This is a genomic window from Bounagaea algeriensis (genome assembly GCF_054491375.1).
On sequence record NZ_CM137102.1, the window covers coordinates 4,150,650 to 4,167,907 of the forward strand.

Annotated in this window: 16 protein-coding genes; all 16 read right to left on the reverse strand. The window is 71.3% G+C overall.

The window, feature by feature from the left end:
• Positions 1-22: 22 nt before the first annotated feature.
• The 16 genes from nuoK to ACVGV2_RS18940 all read right to left on the reverse strand — a co-directional run bounded on the left by nuoK (position 23) and on the right by ACVGV2_RS18940 (position 17,050).
• The gene (gene nuoK, locus ACVGV2_RS18865) at positions 23-322 is read right to left on the reverse strand and encodes an NADH-quinone oxidoreductase subunit NuoK (protein ID WP_459163678.1); all 300 of its coding nucleotides are present in this window, start codon (positions 320-322) and stop codon (positions 23-25) included.
• The gene (locus ACVGV2_RS18870) at positions 319-1,401 is read right to left on the reverse strand and encodes an NADH-quinone oxidoreductase subunit J (protein WP_459166054.1); all 1,083 of its coding nucleotides are present in this window, start codon (positions 1,399-1,401) and stop codon (positions 319-321) included. Before ACVGV2_RS18870 ends, nuoK begins: the two co-directional genes overlap by 4 nt.
• Positions 1,401-1,964: an NADH-quinone oxidoreductase subunit NuoI gene (gene nuoI, locus ACVGV2_RS18875; protein ID WP_459163679.1), complete on the reverse strand. Its 564-nt coding sequence runs from the start codon at positions 1,962-1,964 to the stop codon at positions 1,401-1,403. The genes ACVGV2_RS18870 and nuoI overlap by 1 nt, the downstream gene beginning before the upstream one ends.
• Complete coding sequence (gene nuoH / locus ACVGV2_RS18880; protein ID WP_459163680.1) at positions 1,964-3,301, reverse strand: NADH-quinone oxidoreductase subunit NuoH; 1,338 nt, start codon at positions 3,299-3,301, stop codon at positions 1,964-1,966. Before nuoH ends, nuoI begins: the two co-directional genes overlap by 1 nt.
• The gene (locus ACVGV2_RS18885) at positions 3,298-5,871 is read right to left on the reverse strand and encodes an NADH-quinone oxidoreductase subunit G (RefSeq protein WP_459163681.1); all 2,574 of its coding nucleotides are present in this window, start codon (positions 5,869-5,871) and stop codon (positions 3,298-3,300) included. Before ACVGV2_RS18885 ends, nuoH begins: the two co-directional genes overlap by 4 nt.
• The gene (gene nuoF, locus ACVGV2_RS18890) at positions 5,868-7,190 is read right to left on the reverse strand and encodes an NADH-quinone oxidoreductase subunit NuoF (RefSeq protein ID WP_459163682.1); all 1,323 of its coding nucleotides are present in this window, start codon (positions 7,188-7,190) and stop codon (positions 5,868-5,870) included. The genes ACVGV2_RS18885 and nuoF overlap by 4 nt, the downstream gene beginning before the upstream one ends.
• A gap of 9 nt (positions 7,191-7,199) precedes the next feature.
• Positions 7,200-7,982 carry an NADH-quinone oxidoreductase subunit NuoE gene (nuoE, locus tag ACVGV2_RS18895; RefSeq protein WP_459163683.1) on the reverse strand — a complete coding sequence of 261 codons (783 nt, stop codon included), beginning with the start codon at positions 7,980-7,982 and terminating at the stop codon, positions 7,200-7,202.
• Entirely contained in the window at positions 7,979-9,352 is a 1,374-nt protein-coding gene (locus ACVGV2_RS18900; RefSeq protein WP_459163684.1) for an NADH-quinone oxidoreductase subunit D, read from the reverse strand. Before ACVGV2_RS18900 ends, nuoE begins: the two co-directional genes overlap by 4 nt.
• Before the next feature lie 69 nt (positions 9,353-9,421).
• Positions 9,422-10,108, reverse strand: a complete 687-nt coding sequence (locus ACVGV2_RS18905) for an NADH-quinone oxidoreductase subunit C (protein WP_459166055.1) — start codon at positions 10,106-10,108, stop codon at positions 9,422-9,424.
• Between the two features lie 60 nt (positions 10,109-10,168).
• A complete protein-coding gene (locus ACVGV2_RS18910; protein WP_459163685.1) occupies positions 10,169-10,846 on the reverse strand; it encodes a NuoB/complex I 20 kDa subunit family protein in 678 nt (225 codons plus the stop codon).
• Between the two features lie 72 nt (positions 10,847-10,918).
• Positions 10,919-11,284, reverse strand: a complete 366-nt coding sequence (locus ACVGV2_RS18915; protein ID WP_459163686.1) for an NADH-quinone oxidoreductase subunit A — start codon at positions 11,282-11,284, stop codon at positions 10,919-10,921.
• Between the two features lie 144 nt (positions 11,285-11,428).
• Positions 11,429-12,727 carry a geranylgeranyl reductase family protein gene (locus tag ACVGV2_RS18920; RefSeq protein WP_459166056.1) on the reverse strand — a complete coding sequence of 433 codons (1,299 nt, stop codon included), beginning with the start codon at positions 12,725-12,727 and terminating at the stop codon, positions 11,429-11,431.
• 234 nt (positions 12,728-12,961) lie between these two features.
• Positions 12,962-13,651: a demethylmenaquinone methyltransferase gene (locus tag ACVGV2_RS18925; RefSeq protein WP_459163687.1), complete on the reverse strand. Its 690-nt coding sequence runs from the start codon at positions 13,649-13,651 to the stop codon at positions 12,962-12,964.
• A 33-nt stretch (positions 13,652-13,684) separates the two neighbouring features.
• The gene (locus tag ACVGV2_RS18930) at positions 13,685-14,365 is read right to left on the reverse strand and encodes a hypothetical protein (protein WP_459163688.1); all 681 of its coding nucleotides are present in this window, start codon (positions 14,363-14,365) and stop codon (positions 13,685-13,687) included.
• A 245-nt stretch (positions 14,366-14,610) separates the two neighbouring features.
• A complete protein-coding gene (locus tag ACVGV2_RS18935) occupies positions 14,611-15,279 on the reverse strand; it encodes a DUF3592 domain-containing protein (protein ID WP_459163689.1) in 669 nt (222 codons plus the stop codon).
• Positions 15,280-15,505: 226 nt separating this feature from the next.
• On the reverse strand, positions 15,506-17,050 hold the full coding sequence (locus tag ACVGV2_RS18940) for a M1 family metallopeptidase (RefSeq protein ID WP_459163690.1): 1,545 nt from the start codon (positions 17,048-17,050) through the stop codon (positions 15,506-15,508).
• Between the last annotated feature and the right edge of the window lie 208 nt (positions 17,051-17,258).

Below are 17,258 nucleotides of genomic sequence, written 5' to 3' on the forward strand. Positions count from 1 at the left end.
ATTCCCGTCACCACGCGCCCCCTCAGTACTTCAGCAGGTTGGAGTCATCGATCGAAGCCGACCGACGCGTGCGGAAGATGGACATGATGATCGCCAGGCCGACGACGACCTCGGCCGCGGCGACGACCATCACGAAGAACGCCATCACCTGGCCGTGGATCGTTCCCTCGATGCGCGCGAACGTCACCAGCGACAGGTTCACCGCGTTGAGCATCAGCTCGATGCACATGAACACCACGATCGCGTTGCGGCGCACGAGCACGCCGACGACGCCGATGGTGAACAGCAGCGCGGACAGCAGCAGGTAGTGCGTCGGGCTCACTGGCGGACCTCCTCGGAAGAGACGGGCCCGGAATCCGGATCCACCGGGTCGTCGGCGGAACCGGACCCACCGGCATGCCCGGAGGGGGTGGCTCCACCGGCGGCGTGCTGCCCGTCGTCCGCGGAGGAACCGCCGTGCTCGCCGCCGTTCTCGCCGCCGTTGTTCTCGCCGCCGTTGTTCTCGCCGCCGTGCCACCGCGGTTGCCCCGCCTCGCCCGGTTCCTGGGTGGTCGCCGCATCGGTCTGCTCACCGGTGAGGGCGTGCGGACTCGGCTCGGCGCCGGAGCCGGCCACGGTGTCCCGCTCGGCCAGCAGGTCCTCGGCGGGCACGCTTTCCAGGATCTCCGACAGCGAGTCCGGCGCGACCGAACCGTCCGGCAGCAGCGCGGGCGTGGCCACCGAGTTCGCCGTGGCGTACACGCCCGGGCCGGGCAGCGGCGACGGGCGCTCGCCGCGCAGCCGCTGGTGCACCCAGTGCTTCTGGCTCGTGCGCGGGCGCCTGCCCTTGCCGCCGTAGGCCAGCACCATCGCGCCCACCGCGGCGGTGATCAGCAGCGCCGAGGTGAGCTCGAACGGCAGCAGGTAGTCGGTGAACACCACGCGCCCCAGGCCACCGGCACCGCCGCCGGCCGGGTCCCACGGGTTCAGCGGTGCGGCCACCGGGACGTCGGACACCGAACGCGCCAGACCGGTGGCCAGCAGCGTGGCCAGTGCGATACCGCCGAGGCCGGCCCAGACGCGCTGCCCCCGCAGCACCTCCACCACCGAGTCGGAGGAGTCGCGGCCGACCATCATGAGCACGAACAGGAACAGCATCATGATCGCGCCGGTGTAGACGATGATCTGGGTGAACCCGAGGAACTGCGCGCTCTGGGCCATGTAGAGCACCCCGAGCCCGAGCATCGTCATCGCCAGCCACAACGCCGAGTGCACCGCGTTGCTCGCGAACACCATGCCCAGCGCGCCGAGCAGGGCCAACGGCCCGATGATCCAGAAGACCACCGCCTCGCCCGTGCCGACGGGACTCGCCGCCTGGGCGAGCACGTGGGCGGGCGGGGAAATCGTGCCGGCGACGTCCATCACCGGGCCTCCTCGTTTCCGGACTCGACAGTGGCGCCTTCCGGAATCCCGCTCTGCCGGGCGATCTCCGGTCCGCGCGCGTAGTAGTCCTGCTCGTCCGAACCCAACCGCATCGGGTGCGGCGGCTCCTCCATGCCCGGCAGCAGCGGGGCGAGCATGTCCTCCTTGGTGTAGATCAGGTTCTGCCGGTTGTCATCGGCCGTTTCGTACTCGTTGGTCATCGTCAGCGCGCGTGTCGGGCACGCCTCGACGCACAGGCCGCAGCCGATGCAGCGCAGGTAGTTGATCTGGTAGTCCTTGCCGTAGCGCTCCCCCGGCGAGTAGCGCTCCTGCTCGGTGTTGTCCCCGCCCTCGACGAAGATCGCGTCGGCGGGACACGCCCAGGCGCACAGCTCGCAGCCGACGCACTTCTCCAGCCCGTCCGGGTGCCGGTTGAGCTGGTGCCGCCCGTGGAAGCGGGGCGCCGGGATCTTCTTGACCTCCGGGTACTCCTCGGTGACCACCTTCTTGAACATGGTCGAGAAGGTGACGCCGAAACCTTTGACCGCATCGAACATTCCCATCAGGGCGCCTCCTTGCCCGAGTTGTCACCAGCGGTGCCGTCCTCGACGGCCCGCTCGCCGGCGCCCACCGGCTCCGCCGCTGCGCCCGAATCCCGCTGCTCCGAACTCGGACGGCGCGGCGCGGGCGGCACCTGCAGGTCCGCCGGCGGCACGGGATGACCGCTGTCGCCGACCGGCGGTTCGGCGCTGCGCTCCGGAGGTTCGCGCTTCGGCCACACGACGGCGGCGAGCACCGCGAGCACGACCACCGCACCGCCGACGACGAGGAACTGCGGCGTGGTCAGCACTCCTTCGGCGCGCACGGCGCGGATCAGCGTGACCGCCGCGATCCACAGCAGGCTGACCGGCACGAGGACCTTCCAGCCGAGGTCCATGAACTGGTCGTAACGCAGCCGCGGCAGCGTGCCGCGCAGCCAGATGAAGACGAACAGCAGCAGCAGCGTCTTGCCCATGAACCACAGGACCGGCCACCAGCCCTCGTTGAGCACGCCGCCGCCGATCAGCGACAGCGGCCAGGGCGCGTGCCACCCGCCGAGGAACAGGGTCGTCGCCAGTGCGGAAGCGTTGACCATGTTGATGTACTCGGCGAGGAAGAACAGCGCGAACTTCAGCGACGAGTACTCCGTGTGGAACCCGCCGACCAGTTCGGACTCCGCCTCGGGCAGGTCGAACGGGGCGCGGTTGGTCTCGCCGACCATCGACACGAGGAAGACGACGAAGCTGATCGGCAGTATGAACGCGAACCACCCGCCGGACTGGGCGTCGACGATGCCGGAGGTGGACAGCGTGCCCGAGTAGAGGATGACGGCGATCAGCGCCAGCCCCATGGCGATCTCGTAGGAGATCAGCTGCGCGGCCGAGCGCAGCGAGCCCAGCAGCGGGTACGGCGATCCGGAGGCCCAGCCGCCGAGCACGATGCCGTACACGCCCACCGCGGTGCAGGCCAGCACCACCAGCAGCCCCACCGGCAGATCGGCCAGCTGCAGCGCGGTGCGCTCGCCGAAGATCGTCACCTCGCCGCCGACCGGGATCACCGAGAACGCCACCAGCGCGGGCGTCGCCGACATCACCGGCGCGAGGAAGTACACCCACTTGTCCGCCAGGACCGGTCGGATGTCCTCCTTGAACGCGAGCTTGATGCCGTCGGCCAGCGACTGCAGGATGCCGAACGGCCCGGCCCGGTTCGGCCCGGGGCGGTGCTGCATCTTGCCGAGCACCCGCCGCTCGCCCCAGATCGTCAGCAGCGTCATCACGACGAGGAACACGAAGATCGCCACGACCTTGAGCAGGATCAGCCAGATCGGGTCGTCGGCGATCAGGCGCGCGTTCTCGGTCATGCCTCACCCCCGTCGTGCGTGCCCCCGTCGCGTGCGGCCCCCTCGTGCGGGACGGGGTGCCCGTTGCGGCGGGCCCCGGCAGGTTCGGCCCCCGGATCCGCGGCGCCGGCGGCGAGGACGTCCACCCGCGCGCCGTGCCCCGCGCCGAGTTCGCGGCGCACCCGCGAGTTCTCGGAATTTCCGGGCAGCCACACCACCCCGTCCGGCATGTCCGCCGTGGTGACCGGCAGGGTGATCGAACCGCGCGCGGTGCGCAGGCTCGCCGAGTCCCCCTCGGCGAGGCCGAGGCCGCGGGCCGTGCCCGGCGAGAGCACCGCCTGCACCGGGCGGGCGGTGCCCGCCAGCGCGGGTTCGTCCACCTGCATCGAGCCGTTGTCCAGCAGCTGCCGCCACGTCGCCAACAGCACCTGCCCCGGTCCCAGCGGCGGCGCGGCCACCGCGGGATCATCGGGCTCGCGCGGGCGAGCGGGCGGGCCGAGCCGTTCGGCGAGCCGCGCCAGCTCACGACCGGACACCGCCGGTGTCTGGGTGTAGATGTCGGCGTCCATCTCCACTGCCAGCGTGTCCAGCACGCGGCAGTCGGGCACCGCGCCCGTGCCGTCGATGGTCGTGCTGAACGGGCGCTCGCGGCCTTCCCAGTTCAGGTACGTCCCGCCCTTCTCCGCGGTCGGCGCCACCGGCAGGACCACGTCGGCGTGCTCGGTCACCGCGCTGGGCCGGATCTCGCAGCTGACGACGAAACCCGCCGCCGCCAGCGCCTGCGCGCCCAGCTGCGGATCGGGCAGGTCGTCCACCTCGAAACCCCCGCACAGCAGGCCGGAAAGCGCCCCGTCGGCGGCGGCGCGCAGCACGCCCGCCACGTCGCGGCCCGGCGCGGGCGGCAGCGCCCCCGCGGCCAGGTCCCAAGCTCGTTCCAGCTCCTGCCGGGCCGCCGCGTCGCCCACCGGGTGGCCACCGGGCAGCAACGAGGGCAGCGCACCCGCGTCGACCGCGCCGCGTTCCCCGGCGCGCCGCGGGATCCAGGCCACCCGGGCTCCCGTGCGGCGCGCGGTGCGCAGGACTTCCGAGTACAGCCCGGGCACTTCGGCGGCGCGCTCCCCGACGAGCAGCACCGAGCCCGGCGAGTCGAGCGCTTCGGCCAGTTCCGCCGGCGGGTCGGCCAGCACGGCCGCCTCGTCACCCGGTGCGCAGGGCACGAGGTCGCCGGCGCGCATCGGCCCGCCGGACAGCGCGATCGTCGTGGTCTTGTCCACACCGGGCGAGCGCCACGGGCCGACGTGGTAGACGCGGGTGCCGCTGTCGCGCGCCGCCTTGCGCATGCGGAGGAAGACGATCGGCGACTCCTCCTCCGGTTCGAACGCCACGGACACCACCGCGGGGGCGGACTCCAGCTCCCGGTAGGTCACCCCGCCGGCCTCGGGCGTGGCGCCCACGACGGTGGATTCGACGAAGCGCAGCTCCTCGGCCGAGTGCGGGCGGGCGCGGCAGTCCACGTCGTTCGTGCCGAGCACCGCGCGCGCGAACTTCGCGTACGCGTAGGCGTCCTCGCGGGTGAGCCGCCCGCCGGGGAGCACGCCGACACCGCGTTCGGCGCGCGCCCGCAGCAGCCCGTCCGCGGCCAGCCGCAGCGCCTCGGTCCACGAGCTCTGGCGCAGTGCGCCGTTCTCGCGCACCAGCGGTCGCCGGATGCGGTCGTCGGTGTCGGCGTAGCGGAAGGCGAACCGGCCCTTGTCGCAGATCCACTCCTCGTTGACCTCGGGCTCGTTGCCCGCCAGGCGGCGCATCACCGAGCCGCGGCGCCAGTCGTTGCGGATCTCGCAGCCGGAGGCGCAGTGCTCGCACTGGCCCGGGGTGGAGACCAGGTCGAACGGGCGGGCGCGGAACCGGTACTGCTCGCTGGTCAACGCACCGACCGGGCAGATCTGGATGGTGTTGCCGGAGAAGTAGGACGTGCCCGGATGCCCCTCGGCCGTGCCGACCTGCTGCTGCGGACCGCGGTCCAGCATTTCGATGAACGGGTCCCCGGCGATCTGCTGCGCGAAGCGCGTGCACCGCTGGCACAGCACGCAGCGCTCGCGGTCCAGCAGGATCTGCGAGTTGATCGAGATCGGTTTGGGGAAGGTGCGCTTCTCCTCGCGGAAGCGGGACACGGCGCGGCCGTGCTTGAGCGCCTGGTTCTGCAGCGGGCACTCCCCGCCCTTGTCGCAGATGGGGCAGTCGAGCGGGTGGTTGATCAGCAGCAGTTCCATCACGCCCTGCTGCGCCTTGTCCGCCACGGCCGAGCTCTGCTGGGTGCGCACCACCATGCCCGAGGAGACCCGGATGGTGCACGAGGCGGCGGGTTTCGGCATCGGCTTGCCGTTCACCTCGATCTCCACCAGGCACTGGCGGCACGCCCCCGCCGCGTCGAGCAGCGGGTGGTCGCAGAACCGCGGGATCACCACGCCGATGCGCTCGGCGGTGCGGATGACCAGCTCGCCCTCGGGGGCGTCGACTTCGACGCCGTCGATGGTGAGCCGGACGTGCCCCTCGGGCACCGGGTGCGTCTCGGTTTCGGGTGCCACCGTCATCGCGCCGCTCCTACCAGTGCGGATTCGCCGGACTCGCCCTGCCGGGCGTTCTCGTTGGCCCGGCACAGGGCCAGGAACTCCTCGCGGAAGTAGTGGATGCCGCTGGTGATGGGGCTGACCGCGCCGTCACCGAGGGCGCAGAACGACCGGCCGAACACGTTGTCGCAGACGTCGAGCAGCGTGTCGATGTCCTCCCGCGTCCCGTTGCCGCCGACCATGCGCTCCAGCACCCGGGACAGCCAGAACGTCCCCTCGCGGCAGGGGGTGCACTTGCCGCAGGACTCGTGCTCGTAGAACTGCGTCCACTTCATCACCGCCCACGGCACGGAGACGGTTTCGTTGAACACCATCAGCGCCGTCGTGCCGAGCATCGAGCCGGCCTCGCCGGCGCCTTCGAAGTCCAGCGGCACGTCCAGGTGGTCGGCGGTGAGCAGCGGGGTGGACGACCCGCCCGGCGTCCAGAACTTCAGCGGGACGCCGTCCTTCATCCCGCCGGCCAGTTCCAGCAGCTCCCGCAGCGTCGTGCCGAGCGGGGCCTCGTACTGGCCGGGGTGCTCCACGTGCCCGGAGATCGAGAAGATCTTCGGTCCGGGGCTCTTCTCCCGCCCCATGGAGCGGAACCAGTCGACCCCGCCGCCCACGATCTCGGGCACCGAGCAGATCGTCTCCACGTTGTTCACCGTCGTGGGGCACGAGTACAGCCCGGCCTGCGCGGGGAACGGCGGTTTCAACCGGGGCTGGCCGCGTTTGCCCTCCAGCGAGTCCAGCAGCGCGGTCTCCTCCCCGCAGATGTAGGCACCCGCGCCCGGGTGCACCACGACGTCCAGGTCGAACCCGGAGCCGAGGACGTCCTCGCCGAGGTAGCCGGCGCGGTAGGCCTCGCGGACCGCGTGCTCGAGCCGCCGCTGGCACTGCAGCGCCTCACCGCGCACGTAGATCATGCACGTGTGCGCCCGCATCGCGTAGGCGGCGATGACGCAGCCCTCGATCAGCGAGTGCGGGTCGGCCATCATCAGCGGCACGTCCTTGCACGTGCCCGGTTCGCCCTCGTCGGCGTTGATCACGAGGTAGTGCGGTTTCACCGGTTCCTTCGGCATGAATCCCCACTTCACGCCGGAGGGGAACCCGGCGCCGCCGCGCCCGCGCAGCCCCGCGGCCTTGACCGCCTCGATGATCCGGTCGGGTTCCGCGGCCAGCGCTTTGCGCAGCGCCGCGTAACCGCCGAGCTCCTCGTAGGTGGACAGCCGCCACGCCTCGGGCACGGACCACCGGCGGGTGAGCACCGGGGTGAGCGGGTGTGTACCGGACGACTCAGTCATGGCGACCTCTCAGTTCTTCTCCGGTAGCGGCGGCAGCGCCGCCTCCGCGCTGTCGGGGTCGGGCTTGGCCGGTGCGCTCCAGCCCCGCTGGCGCGCCAGCTCCGCGCCGCGCAGGGTTTCCGCCGAGCTGGTGCCGCCGGCGGCCTCGGCCTCCAGGTCCGCGTAGAAGCCGGCGAGTTCGCGCTCGACGGTGCGGAAGTCGGACAGCGGGGCGCCGCGCGACGGCGTCGGCTTCTCCCCGCGTTGCAGGGCCCGCACGAGGTCCAGCGCCGACTCGGGGGTCTGCTTGTCGTAGTACTCGTAGTTGACCTGCACCACCGGGGCCAGGTCGCAGGCGGCGAGGCACTCGGCGTGCTCCACGGTCAGCGAGCCGGTCTCCCCCGGCTCGCCGGCCGTCTCCTCGTGGCCGACGCCGAGTTCCCCGGTCACCCGCCGGTAGATCTCGTCGCCGCCGAGCGCGGCGCACAGCGTGTTGGTGCACACGCTGACCAGGTGCTGCCCGCACGGGCGGTCCTTGTACATCGTGTAGAAGGTGGCCACGGCGCTCACCTCCGCCGTGCCCAGTCCGAGGCGTTCGGCGCAGAAGGCGACGCCGGCCTCGCTGACGTGGCCCTGCACCGACTGCACCAGGTGCAGCAGCGGCAGCAGCGCCGACCGGGACTCCGGGTAGCGCGCGATGACGCCGTCCGCCTCGGCGCGCACGTCCGCGCCGAACGCGTCGGTGTCCGGTTGCGGGTGCTGCTTCTCGTCCACGGCCGCCTCCGCGGGTCGTTCGCCGGTTCCGTCGGTCATCGATCCACCCCGCCCATCACCGGGTCGAGAGACGCCACCGCCGCGATGAGGTCGGCGACGAGGCCGCCTTCGGCCATCGCCGGCAGCGCCTGCAGGTTGACGAAGCTGGGGTCGCGGACGTGCACGCGCAGCGGACGCGTGCCGCCGTCGGAGACCATGTGGTAGCCGAGTTCGCCGCGCGGGGACTCGATCGCCTGGTACGACTGCCCGGGCGGGACGGAGAAGCCCTCGGTCACCAGCTTGAAGTGGTGGATCAGCGACTCCATCGACTGACCCATGATCTCGCGCACGTGCTCCAGCGAGGTGCCCAGGCCGTCGGGGCCGATGCTCAACTGCGCAGGCCAGGCGATCTTCGGGTCGTCCACCATGATCGGGCCGGACTCCATCTTGTCCAGGCACTGCCGGATGATGCGCAGCGACTGGTAGATCTCCTCCACGCGCAGCAGGAACCGCGCGTAGCAGTCGGCGTCGGTGCTGGTGGGCACCTCGAAGTCGAACTCCTCGTAACCGCAGTACGGCTCCACCTTGCGCAGGTCCCACGCCACGCCGGCCGAGCGCAGGATCGGGCCGGTGACGCCCAGCTGCAGGCACCCGTCCAGCGGCAGGTAGCCGACGCCGCTCAGGCGCTGCTTCCAGATGGGCTGGCCGCTGAACAGCTTCTCGTAGTCCGGCATGCGCTTTTCCATCACGTCGATGAACTGCTGCACGCGGTTGCGGAAGTCCTCCGGCAGGTCCTGCGCCACCCCGCCGGGCCGGATGAACGCGTGGTTCATCCGCAGTCCGGTGAGGTACTCCAGCAGGTGCAGCACCTCCTCGCGGTCCCGGAAGCCGAAGGTCATGCCCGTGGTCGAACCGAGCTCCATCGCCCCGGTAGCAAGGAAGACCAGGTGCGAGGAGATGCGGTTGAGCTCCAGCAGCAGCACGCGGAACGTCTGGGCCCGCTTCGGCACCTCGATGCCGAGCAGCTTCTCCGTGGCCAGGCAGTAGGCGGCCTCGTTGTGCAGCGGCGCGAGGTAGTCCATGCGCGTCACGAAGGTGACGCCCTGGGTCCAGTTGCGGACCTCGCAGTTCTTCTCGATACCGGTGTGCAGGTATCCGATGACCGGGCGGACGCTGGTGACGATCTCGCCTTCGAGCTCCACCACGATGCGCAGCACGCCGTGCGTGGACGGGTGCTGCGGGCCGAGGTTGATGACGACGCGGTCCTCCCCCGCGGCGTCGTCGAGGAACTCGTCCCAGTCGCCGCCGGTCACCGTGTAGACGCGGCCTTCGGTGGTGTCCCGCGCGTCGGCGTAGGCCCGCGCGTCGGCGTCGGCCTCGCCGCGCCCGGGGCCGCTCGTGGAGTTGTCGGCCAGTGGTTCGGTAGTCATCTCGAGCACCTCTCCGCGATGTGCCGCACCGGAGGCGACACCGGTCCGCGCCGCAACGGGCGCGGCGACCTACGTGTAGGCACGACGTTCATCGGGTGGTGGCACCTCGGCGCCCTTGTACTCGACGGGGATGCCGCCCAGCGGGTAGTCCTTGCGCTGCGGGTGGCCGTACCAGTCGTCCGGCATGAGGATGCGCGTCAGACCGGGGTGGCCGTCGTAGACGATGCCGAACATGTCCCAGCCCTCGCGCTCCTGGAAGTCCGCGGTCGGGTACACCTCCACCACCGAGGGGATGTGCGGGTCCGCGGCCTCGACGGCGACTTCGACGCGCACCCGGCGCCGGTACGTCATCGAGGTCAGGTGGTACACCGAGTGGAACCGCTCGGGCACCTCCTCGCCGTAGTCCACAGCGGACACCGAGCTGCACAGTTCGAAGCGCAGCGCCGGGTCGTCGCGGAAGTTCCGGCACACCGCGACCAACCGGTCGCGGGTCACGTAGAAGGTGATCTCACCGCGGTCCACAGTGATCTGACGGATCGCCTCGTCGGCCGGTACGCCGTCGTCCTCCAGCGCCGCGATCAGGGCGTCGGCGACCTCGTCGAACCAGCCGCCGAAGGGCCGCTGCGCCGGCGGCGGCACGTAGGCGGGCAGGTGCAGCCCGCCGTAGCCGGAGGTGTCGCCGGCATCGCCGACGCCGAACATGCCGCGGCGTTCGCGTCCGGACACCGGGGCGGCGGTGCCTCCGGACGGACGCACCTCCCCCGAGGCGGACTCGTCAGGTTGCCGCTGTTGTGATCCGTTCTGCGCCAACAGTTCTCACCTGCCCGCACCGATTTCGCCGGCGCTGCTCCGGCCGGCCGCGTCATCATTGACGGAGCGCTGCCCGCTGCCCATCTCGCGCATCTGCGCGGCCTTCTGGCGTTCGGCGCGGTTGCGCTGCACGCGGTTGCGCGGGGCGTAGCGCTCCGAGGAGGGGATCATCGGGGTGGTTTCCCCGCGTTCGAGCTTCTCGGCCGCACGCGCCGAGTTCAGCGGTTCGTTCATGATCTTGGCGTGCAGCTTGAGGATCGCGTCCAGCAGCATCTCCGGACGCGGGGGGCATCCCGGCAGGTACATGTCCACGGGGACCACGTGGTCCACGCCCTGCACGACCGCGTAGTTGTTGAACATGCCGCCCGTGGAGGCGCACACGCCCATGGCGAGCACCCAGCGGGGTTCCGGCATCTGGTCGTAGATCTGCCGCAGCACCGGGGCCATCTTGTTCGTCACCCGACCCGCGACGATCATCAGGTCGGCCTGCCGCGGCGTCGCGGCGAACCGCTCCATGCCGAAGCGGGAGACGTCGTAGCGGGAGCCGCCGATGGTCATCATCTCCATCGCGCAGCAGGCGAGCCCGAACGTCGCGGGCCACACCGAGGTTTTCCGGGTCCAGTTGACGAGCTTTTCGACGTTGGCCAACAGGATGCCGTTCGGCAGCTGCTGTTCGAGCCCCATCCCGGCGCTCCTTCCACGAGTCGACCCATCACTCCTGTTGCCGCGCGGCCCGCCGAAAGGCCGCCGGCAGCGTCAGTTCCAGTCGAAACCACCCCGCCGCCACGCGTAGAGGTCGGCGAAACCGAACGTGACGATGAACAGCACCACCGCGAACGCGCCCCAGAGCCCGAGAGCGTCGGCGGAGACGGCGTACGGGAAGAGGAACACCATCTCGATGTCGAAGAGGATGAACATCATCGCGACGAGGTAGTAGCCGACCGGCACGCGGCCACCGCCCACCACAGGTGCCGGGGACGGTTCGATCCCGCACTCGTAGGCGTCGAGCTTCGCCTTGTTGTAGCGCCGCGGACCGACCAACCGCGCGACCACCACGGAGAACAGCGCGAAACCGAACGCCACCGCGAACATGAGCACCAGCGGAATGTACGCGTCGAGCATCGCGCTGCCCTCCTTCAGTGGACCGTGGCGCAGGCCCCGTGCATCAGCACTCTATGCGGTCGCCTGGTTCGCCTCCGTTGTGAGGTGAACCTAACTCTATGACGTCCAGCACAATGCGGCGAATATCTGACCAGACACGAACCGTCAGGCGCTAGGGGTGAGCCGAGTAGTGGCACTGATCACACGGTCCATCATGTCCCCCTCCTTGGAGTCGTAGAGGTTCGCGAGCAGTTTCAGCACGAAGCGCATCAACGTTGTCCGAGGTAGACCGTGCTTGGTCGCCATCCGCATCACCGTCGGATGACCAATCAACTTGCTGAAGATGTTGCCCATGCGGAAGTAGCCGCCGAGCGCGTCCGACACGGCCGAGGGGTAGCGGCGCAGGGCCTGCTCCCGGGAGACGCCGTCCGTCCGCGCCAACGCCTGCGCCACGCAGTCGGCGGCCAGCCGCGCCGACTCCATGGCGTAGGCGATGCCCTCACCGTTGAACGGGCTGACCATGCCGCCCGCATCACCCACGAGGAGCAGCCCGTCGCGGTAGTGCGGGGTGCGGTTGAAACCCATCGGCAGGGCCGCACCGCCCACGCGTCCGACCGCGTTCTCCTCGCGGAACCCCCATTCCTCCGGCGTTCCGTCCAGCCACGTCCGCAGCAGGTCGCGGTAGTTCGTCTTGCCGTAGGCGCTGGAGGTGGACAGGATCCCCAGGCCCGCGTTGACCGTGCCGTCGCCCATGCCGAACAACCACCCGTAGCCCGGCAGCAGCCGGGGCTCGCCGGGCGTGGAGCGGTCCCACAGCTCCACGTGCGACTCCAGGTAGTCGTCCTTGTCGCGGGGACTGGTGTAGTAGCGGCGCACGGCCACGCCCATCGGGCGGTCGTCGCGCTTTTCCAGGCCCATCGACAGGGCCAGCCGCGCCGAGACGCCGTCGCAGCCGATGACCAGCGGCGCCCGGTAGGTGGCCGGGGAGCGCTCCGCGCCGACCTTGGCCTCGACGCCAGTGATGCGTCCGCTGCGGTCGTCGGTGACCGCGCCGGTCACCGAGGTGCGTTCGAGCAGCCGCGCCCCGGCGCGCTGCGCGGTGCGGGCGAGCAGGTCGTCGAAGTCGTCGCGGGGCCGGACGACGCCGTACGGCGGGAAGTCGGCCAGCTCCGGCCAGTCCAGCTCGAGGCGCACCCCGCCGCCGGCGACGCGCAGTCCGCGGTTGTGCAGCCACCCGGCTTCCTCCCGGGTGTCGACTCCCAGGTCGATCAGCTGCTTCACACCGCGCGGCGTGATCCCGTCGCCGCACACCTTCTCGCGCGGGAAACTGCTCTTCTCCAGCAGCAGCACGTCCAGGCCGGCGCGGGCCAGGTACGTCGCCGCGGTGGATCCGGCCGGTCCGGCTCCGACGACGATGACTTCGGCGTCGTCGTGGGCGCGGCGTCGGCTGGGAGCGCTCGTCATGACTCTCCTCGACTCGGTGCTCGTCGACTCGGTACTCGCAGCGCGCCACGGGGCCTTCTCCCCGCGCGCGGTGATCCCGCTTGTGAACGAGTTCACTAATCCGAGTCTAAGTCGGATGAGCAGCACGATCGAGCCCGCGTGCCCGCACCCACTGAATCGGTGCAGACAATTTTCATGAAAATTGAGCTCTCTGGAACGAGTCCAGACAGCGGCGAGCGGGTGCGCGGGAAGGGCTCAGGCGGGTTTGACCGCGCGGTGCAGCGCGACGACGCCGCCGGTGAGGTCGCGCCAGGCGACGCGGTCCCAACCCGCCTCGGCGAGGACGCGGGCGAGCCCCTGCTGGTCCGGCCAGGCGCGGATCGACTCGGCCAGGTAGACGTACGCGTCGGGGTTCGAGGAGACGGCGCGCGCGATGCCCGGCAGCGCGCGCATCAGGTAGTTCATGTACACGGCGCGGAACGGCGCCCAGGTGGGCGTGGAGAACTCGCAGACGACGATGCGCCCGCCGGGCCGCACCACGCGCAGCATCTCCCGCAGCCCGTCCACCGGTGAGACCAGGTTGCGCAGGCCGAACGAGATCGTCACCGCGTCGAACGACGCGTCCGCGAACGGCAGCGCCAACGCGTCCGCGGCGGCCATCGGCACGCCCCGGTCACGTCCGACCGAGAGCATGCCCATCGAGAAGTCCGCCGCCACGCACCACGCACCGGAGCGCGCCAGCTCCGCGGTCGACACGCCGCTGCCCGCGGCGAGGTCGAGCACGCGCTCCCCCGGCTGCGGCCGCAGGGCACGCCGCGTGGCGCGCCGCCAGACGTGGTCCTGCCCGAAGGACAGCACGGTGTTGGTCAGGTCGTAGCGGCGCGCGACGCCGTCGAACATCGCGGCGACCGCGCGCGGGTCCTTGTCCAACTCGGCCCGTGACACACCAGCAGCCTACGCGGCCGCACGCCGCGGCCGTCACCCGGCTCGAAGCGCCTGACCACCGCGTTCACCAGCGACACCGACCTCGCCACCCCCGGTGACCGCGGACATCGGCGGGGCGAGCGGGAACCGGTTCCGCAGCCGCGCGGCCCGTTCGGACGTCCGCTGCCGGCCCGACAGGCGCGGCAGTTCGTCGATGAGGGCGAGCACCTCGGCGGCCAGCTCGTCGAAACCGCGGGCGGTCTCGTCCAGGCTCTCGTCCACCTGCGTGGCCGCGCGCCCCTCCGAACCCGCCGCCAGTTCGTCGGCCAGCGCGGCCAGCGCGCGCACGGTCGGCAGTTCCGCGTCCATCCGGCGCACCAGCGCCATCAGCTCCGAGCGCGCCGACTCGGCCGTGACCGCCTCCACCGCGCGCAGGCAGCGGCGCACCGCCTGTTCGCAGCGCTGCTCGCAGCGCCGGCGCGCGGCCGCACCCGCACCGCCGGAGGCACCCGCGTCACCGGAGACCTCCCCCCGGTCGCCGTGCGCACCCGCGTCACCGGGCGCACCCGCGTCACCGGGCGCACCCCGGAACTTCACCGCTGCGGCTGCCGGTTCACCGGGCTGCGCACCCGCGGGCACCGGCGGGTGCTGGGCGCGTCGCCGCCGGTGCCGGACGAGCACCGCGACGGCGAGACCGACCAGGACGATCGGCAGCACGGGCCAGAAACTCTCCATGTCGAGTCGTATCCTCCGCTGTTCCGTGGCACCGCTGACCTGCGGCGCGGGCACGATGCGCGAGGCGCGGCGCACCTGCGGGGGATCCGTTCGGACCCCAGCTCGAAAACCGCAGCCCGAAACCGCAGTCCGAAATCGCAGCCCTGAAACCGCAGTCCGCCCCACACTGCCCGACGGGGCGGCTGGATACGTGCGGGAAAGTACTCATCTCGAGTTGCGATCGCGCATCCGCGCGCCGCGGTGGTTCACCGCCGCCGGGCCACCCAGTAGACGGGCAGCAGCACGATCCAGGTGGCGGCCAGCGCGCTGCCCACCGGCAGCAGCGCCACGGTCACGTCGCGGCCGGCCACGCGGACCAGGTCGGGGTTGCGCATGTCGTACTCCACGAGCACCGTTTGCCCGGGTTTCAGCCCGCTGGGGTAGAGCGCACCGGCGTCCGGGATGTAGATGCGGCCGTCCTCGTTGGTGAACCGCACCGCCGCGCGCACCGGTGAGGTGTCCACCACCTCGGCTGCGGCGGTCCCCCGCGCCTCGGAGATCGTGTGGTCGTTGATGGCGCAGGCCCCCAGCAGCGTGCCCGCCATGAGCGTGGCCAGCAGGCCGAGGACCAGCGCGGTGCGCGCCACGATGCGACGAGTTCGCCCCGAGGGCTGCGCGCCCGCCGCGCCGGAAGCGGTGCGGTCGGCGGAGCCCCCGGACAGCCCCGCGTCGGAGCGGCCGGGCTCGGATTCCCCGGCCTCGGAAACCCCCGGCTCAGCGCTACCCGGCTCGGCGTCAGCACCGGAGTCCTCGCGTTCCCGTGACGTGGCGACCTCCTCGCGCTCGCCGGGGGCGCTCCCTCCGGACTCCCGGCGCACTTCAGCGGCTCGCCGGGATCGCTCGCCGGTCGTCACTTCCCGCGTTTCGCTGGCCACGAGCCCCGATTGTAGGTGCGGCGCTGCGGCCGCTCCTGGTCACCGGCGGCTCATCCGCGCGCTGCGCACCGCGGCACGCACGCCCTCGGGGAATGCGCCGACTCCGGCGGGCGCTCGGCGCGGCGACGGCACGAAGATCGCCCGCGCGCCCCGCCGGCCCGGCGACGAGCACGACCGCCGCGACCGAGCTCGGTCGCGGCGGTCCGCCCGACCGGAGCGGGTCCGCTCACTCCTGCGCGTGTTGCTGCGCGAGCAGCCGGTGCGTCCGGTCGAGCTCGGCGACCGAAGCGGGTGCGTGCGCGCTCGTGCGCGCCCGCCCCTGCGGGAAGCCGTTCTCCGGGGTGGGTTCGGGCTTGCCGGGCGTGAACAGCCAGGTGTCGAAGAAGCCGCCCAGGTCCTGCCCGGAGTGCTTCTCGGCGAGCGCGATGAACTCCTCGACCGTGCCGGTGCTGTCGGCCTTGCCCTTGACCCACTCCCGGGCGGCGGCGTTCAGCGCCTCACCGCCGATGCGGTTGCGCAGCGCCTGCAGCGTCATGGCGCCCCGGTCGTAGACCGCGCTCGCGAACACGTCGTCCTTGCCCGGGTCCCCGGGGGTGACCTGCCAGAAGGGGTCGTCGGCCGGGTGCTGGGAGTAGTAGTGGTCGAACAGCTCCTGCGCCGTGCCCTTGCCCTGGTGCTCCGACCAGAGCCACTCGGCGTAGCTGGCGAAGCCCTCGTTGACCCAGATGTCGCGCCAGGTGTCCACCGACACCGAGTCGCCGAACCACTGGTGCGCGAGCTCGTGCACCACGACCGAGACGTTGGGGCCGCTGTCGAAGAACAGCGGGCTGTAGGTGGGGCGGGTCTGGTTCTCCAGCGCGAAGCCCATGTCCTTCGTGGACGCCACCACACCGCCCTGCGCGGGGAACGGGTAGTCGCCGACCAGATCGGCGAGGAAACGCAGCACTTCCGGCGTGCGTTCGATGCTCTGGCGCGCGGGTTCGCGCAGTTCACCCAGTCCTCGGGAGTAGCCGGTGATGAACGGCTGACCGAAGGCGCCGGGCTCGTTCTCCACCTCGTACTGACCGATCGCCAGGAACTGCAGGTACGTGGCCGTCTCGGTCGGGTTGTGCCAGCGCCACGTGGCCTCGCCGGCCGCGGACTGCTTGCCGGCGGGCAGGCCGTTGGACAGCACCTGCGTTCCGGACGGGACGGTCACCGCGACGTCGTAGCGGGCCTTGTCCCGCGGGTGGTCGTTGCCGGGGAACCACCACGCGGAGATCTCCGGCTGTCCCACGGCCATCGCGCCGTCGGGCGTGCGGATCCACGGCGACACGCCGTCGGCCTCCACTTCGGACGGAACACCGGAGTAGTCCACGAGCACCGAGATCTCCTCGCCGGAGGGGAGTTCAGCACCGGGCATGACGGTGACTTCGCTGCCCTGCTGCGTGAACTCCGCCGGCTGGCCGTTGACCGTCACCGATTCCGGCTGCAGCGCGAAGTCCAGGTTGAACGAACTCAGATCCTGCGTGGCGCGGGCGGTGATTCGCGTGCTGCCGCTGAGGTGGTCCGTTTCCGGCTGGTAGTCGACGTCGATGTCGTAGTGCTCGACGTCGTAGCCGCCGTTGCCGTAGTTCGGGAAGTACGGATCCCCGATGCCCGGCGCACCCGGCTGCGCCCCCGCCGCCGCGGCCGGGGCGGCGAGCAGGACCGTCGCGCAGCACGCCACGCCGGTACGCATCACGTATCTGTTCAGCACCGCAACCTCCGCCAGGACCGTCGTCCGCGTCATCGTCCGCGCCATTGTTTGCGCCGAAGTGCTGTGCGCACTCCGCGCACCGTCCGTGCGGAACAGTAGTCACCGAACGGGGCGTTCTCCCGCGCGAACGCGGCAATTCCTTCGAATCGAGTAATGCGGGTCCCGCGCGCAACCACCGCCTTTCGGCGCACCACACCGCGATCGCGAGCGCGGCGAGCGCGCCGAAGAACGGTGCGGTGGA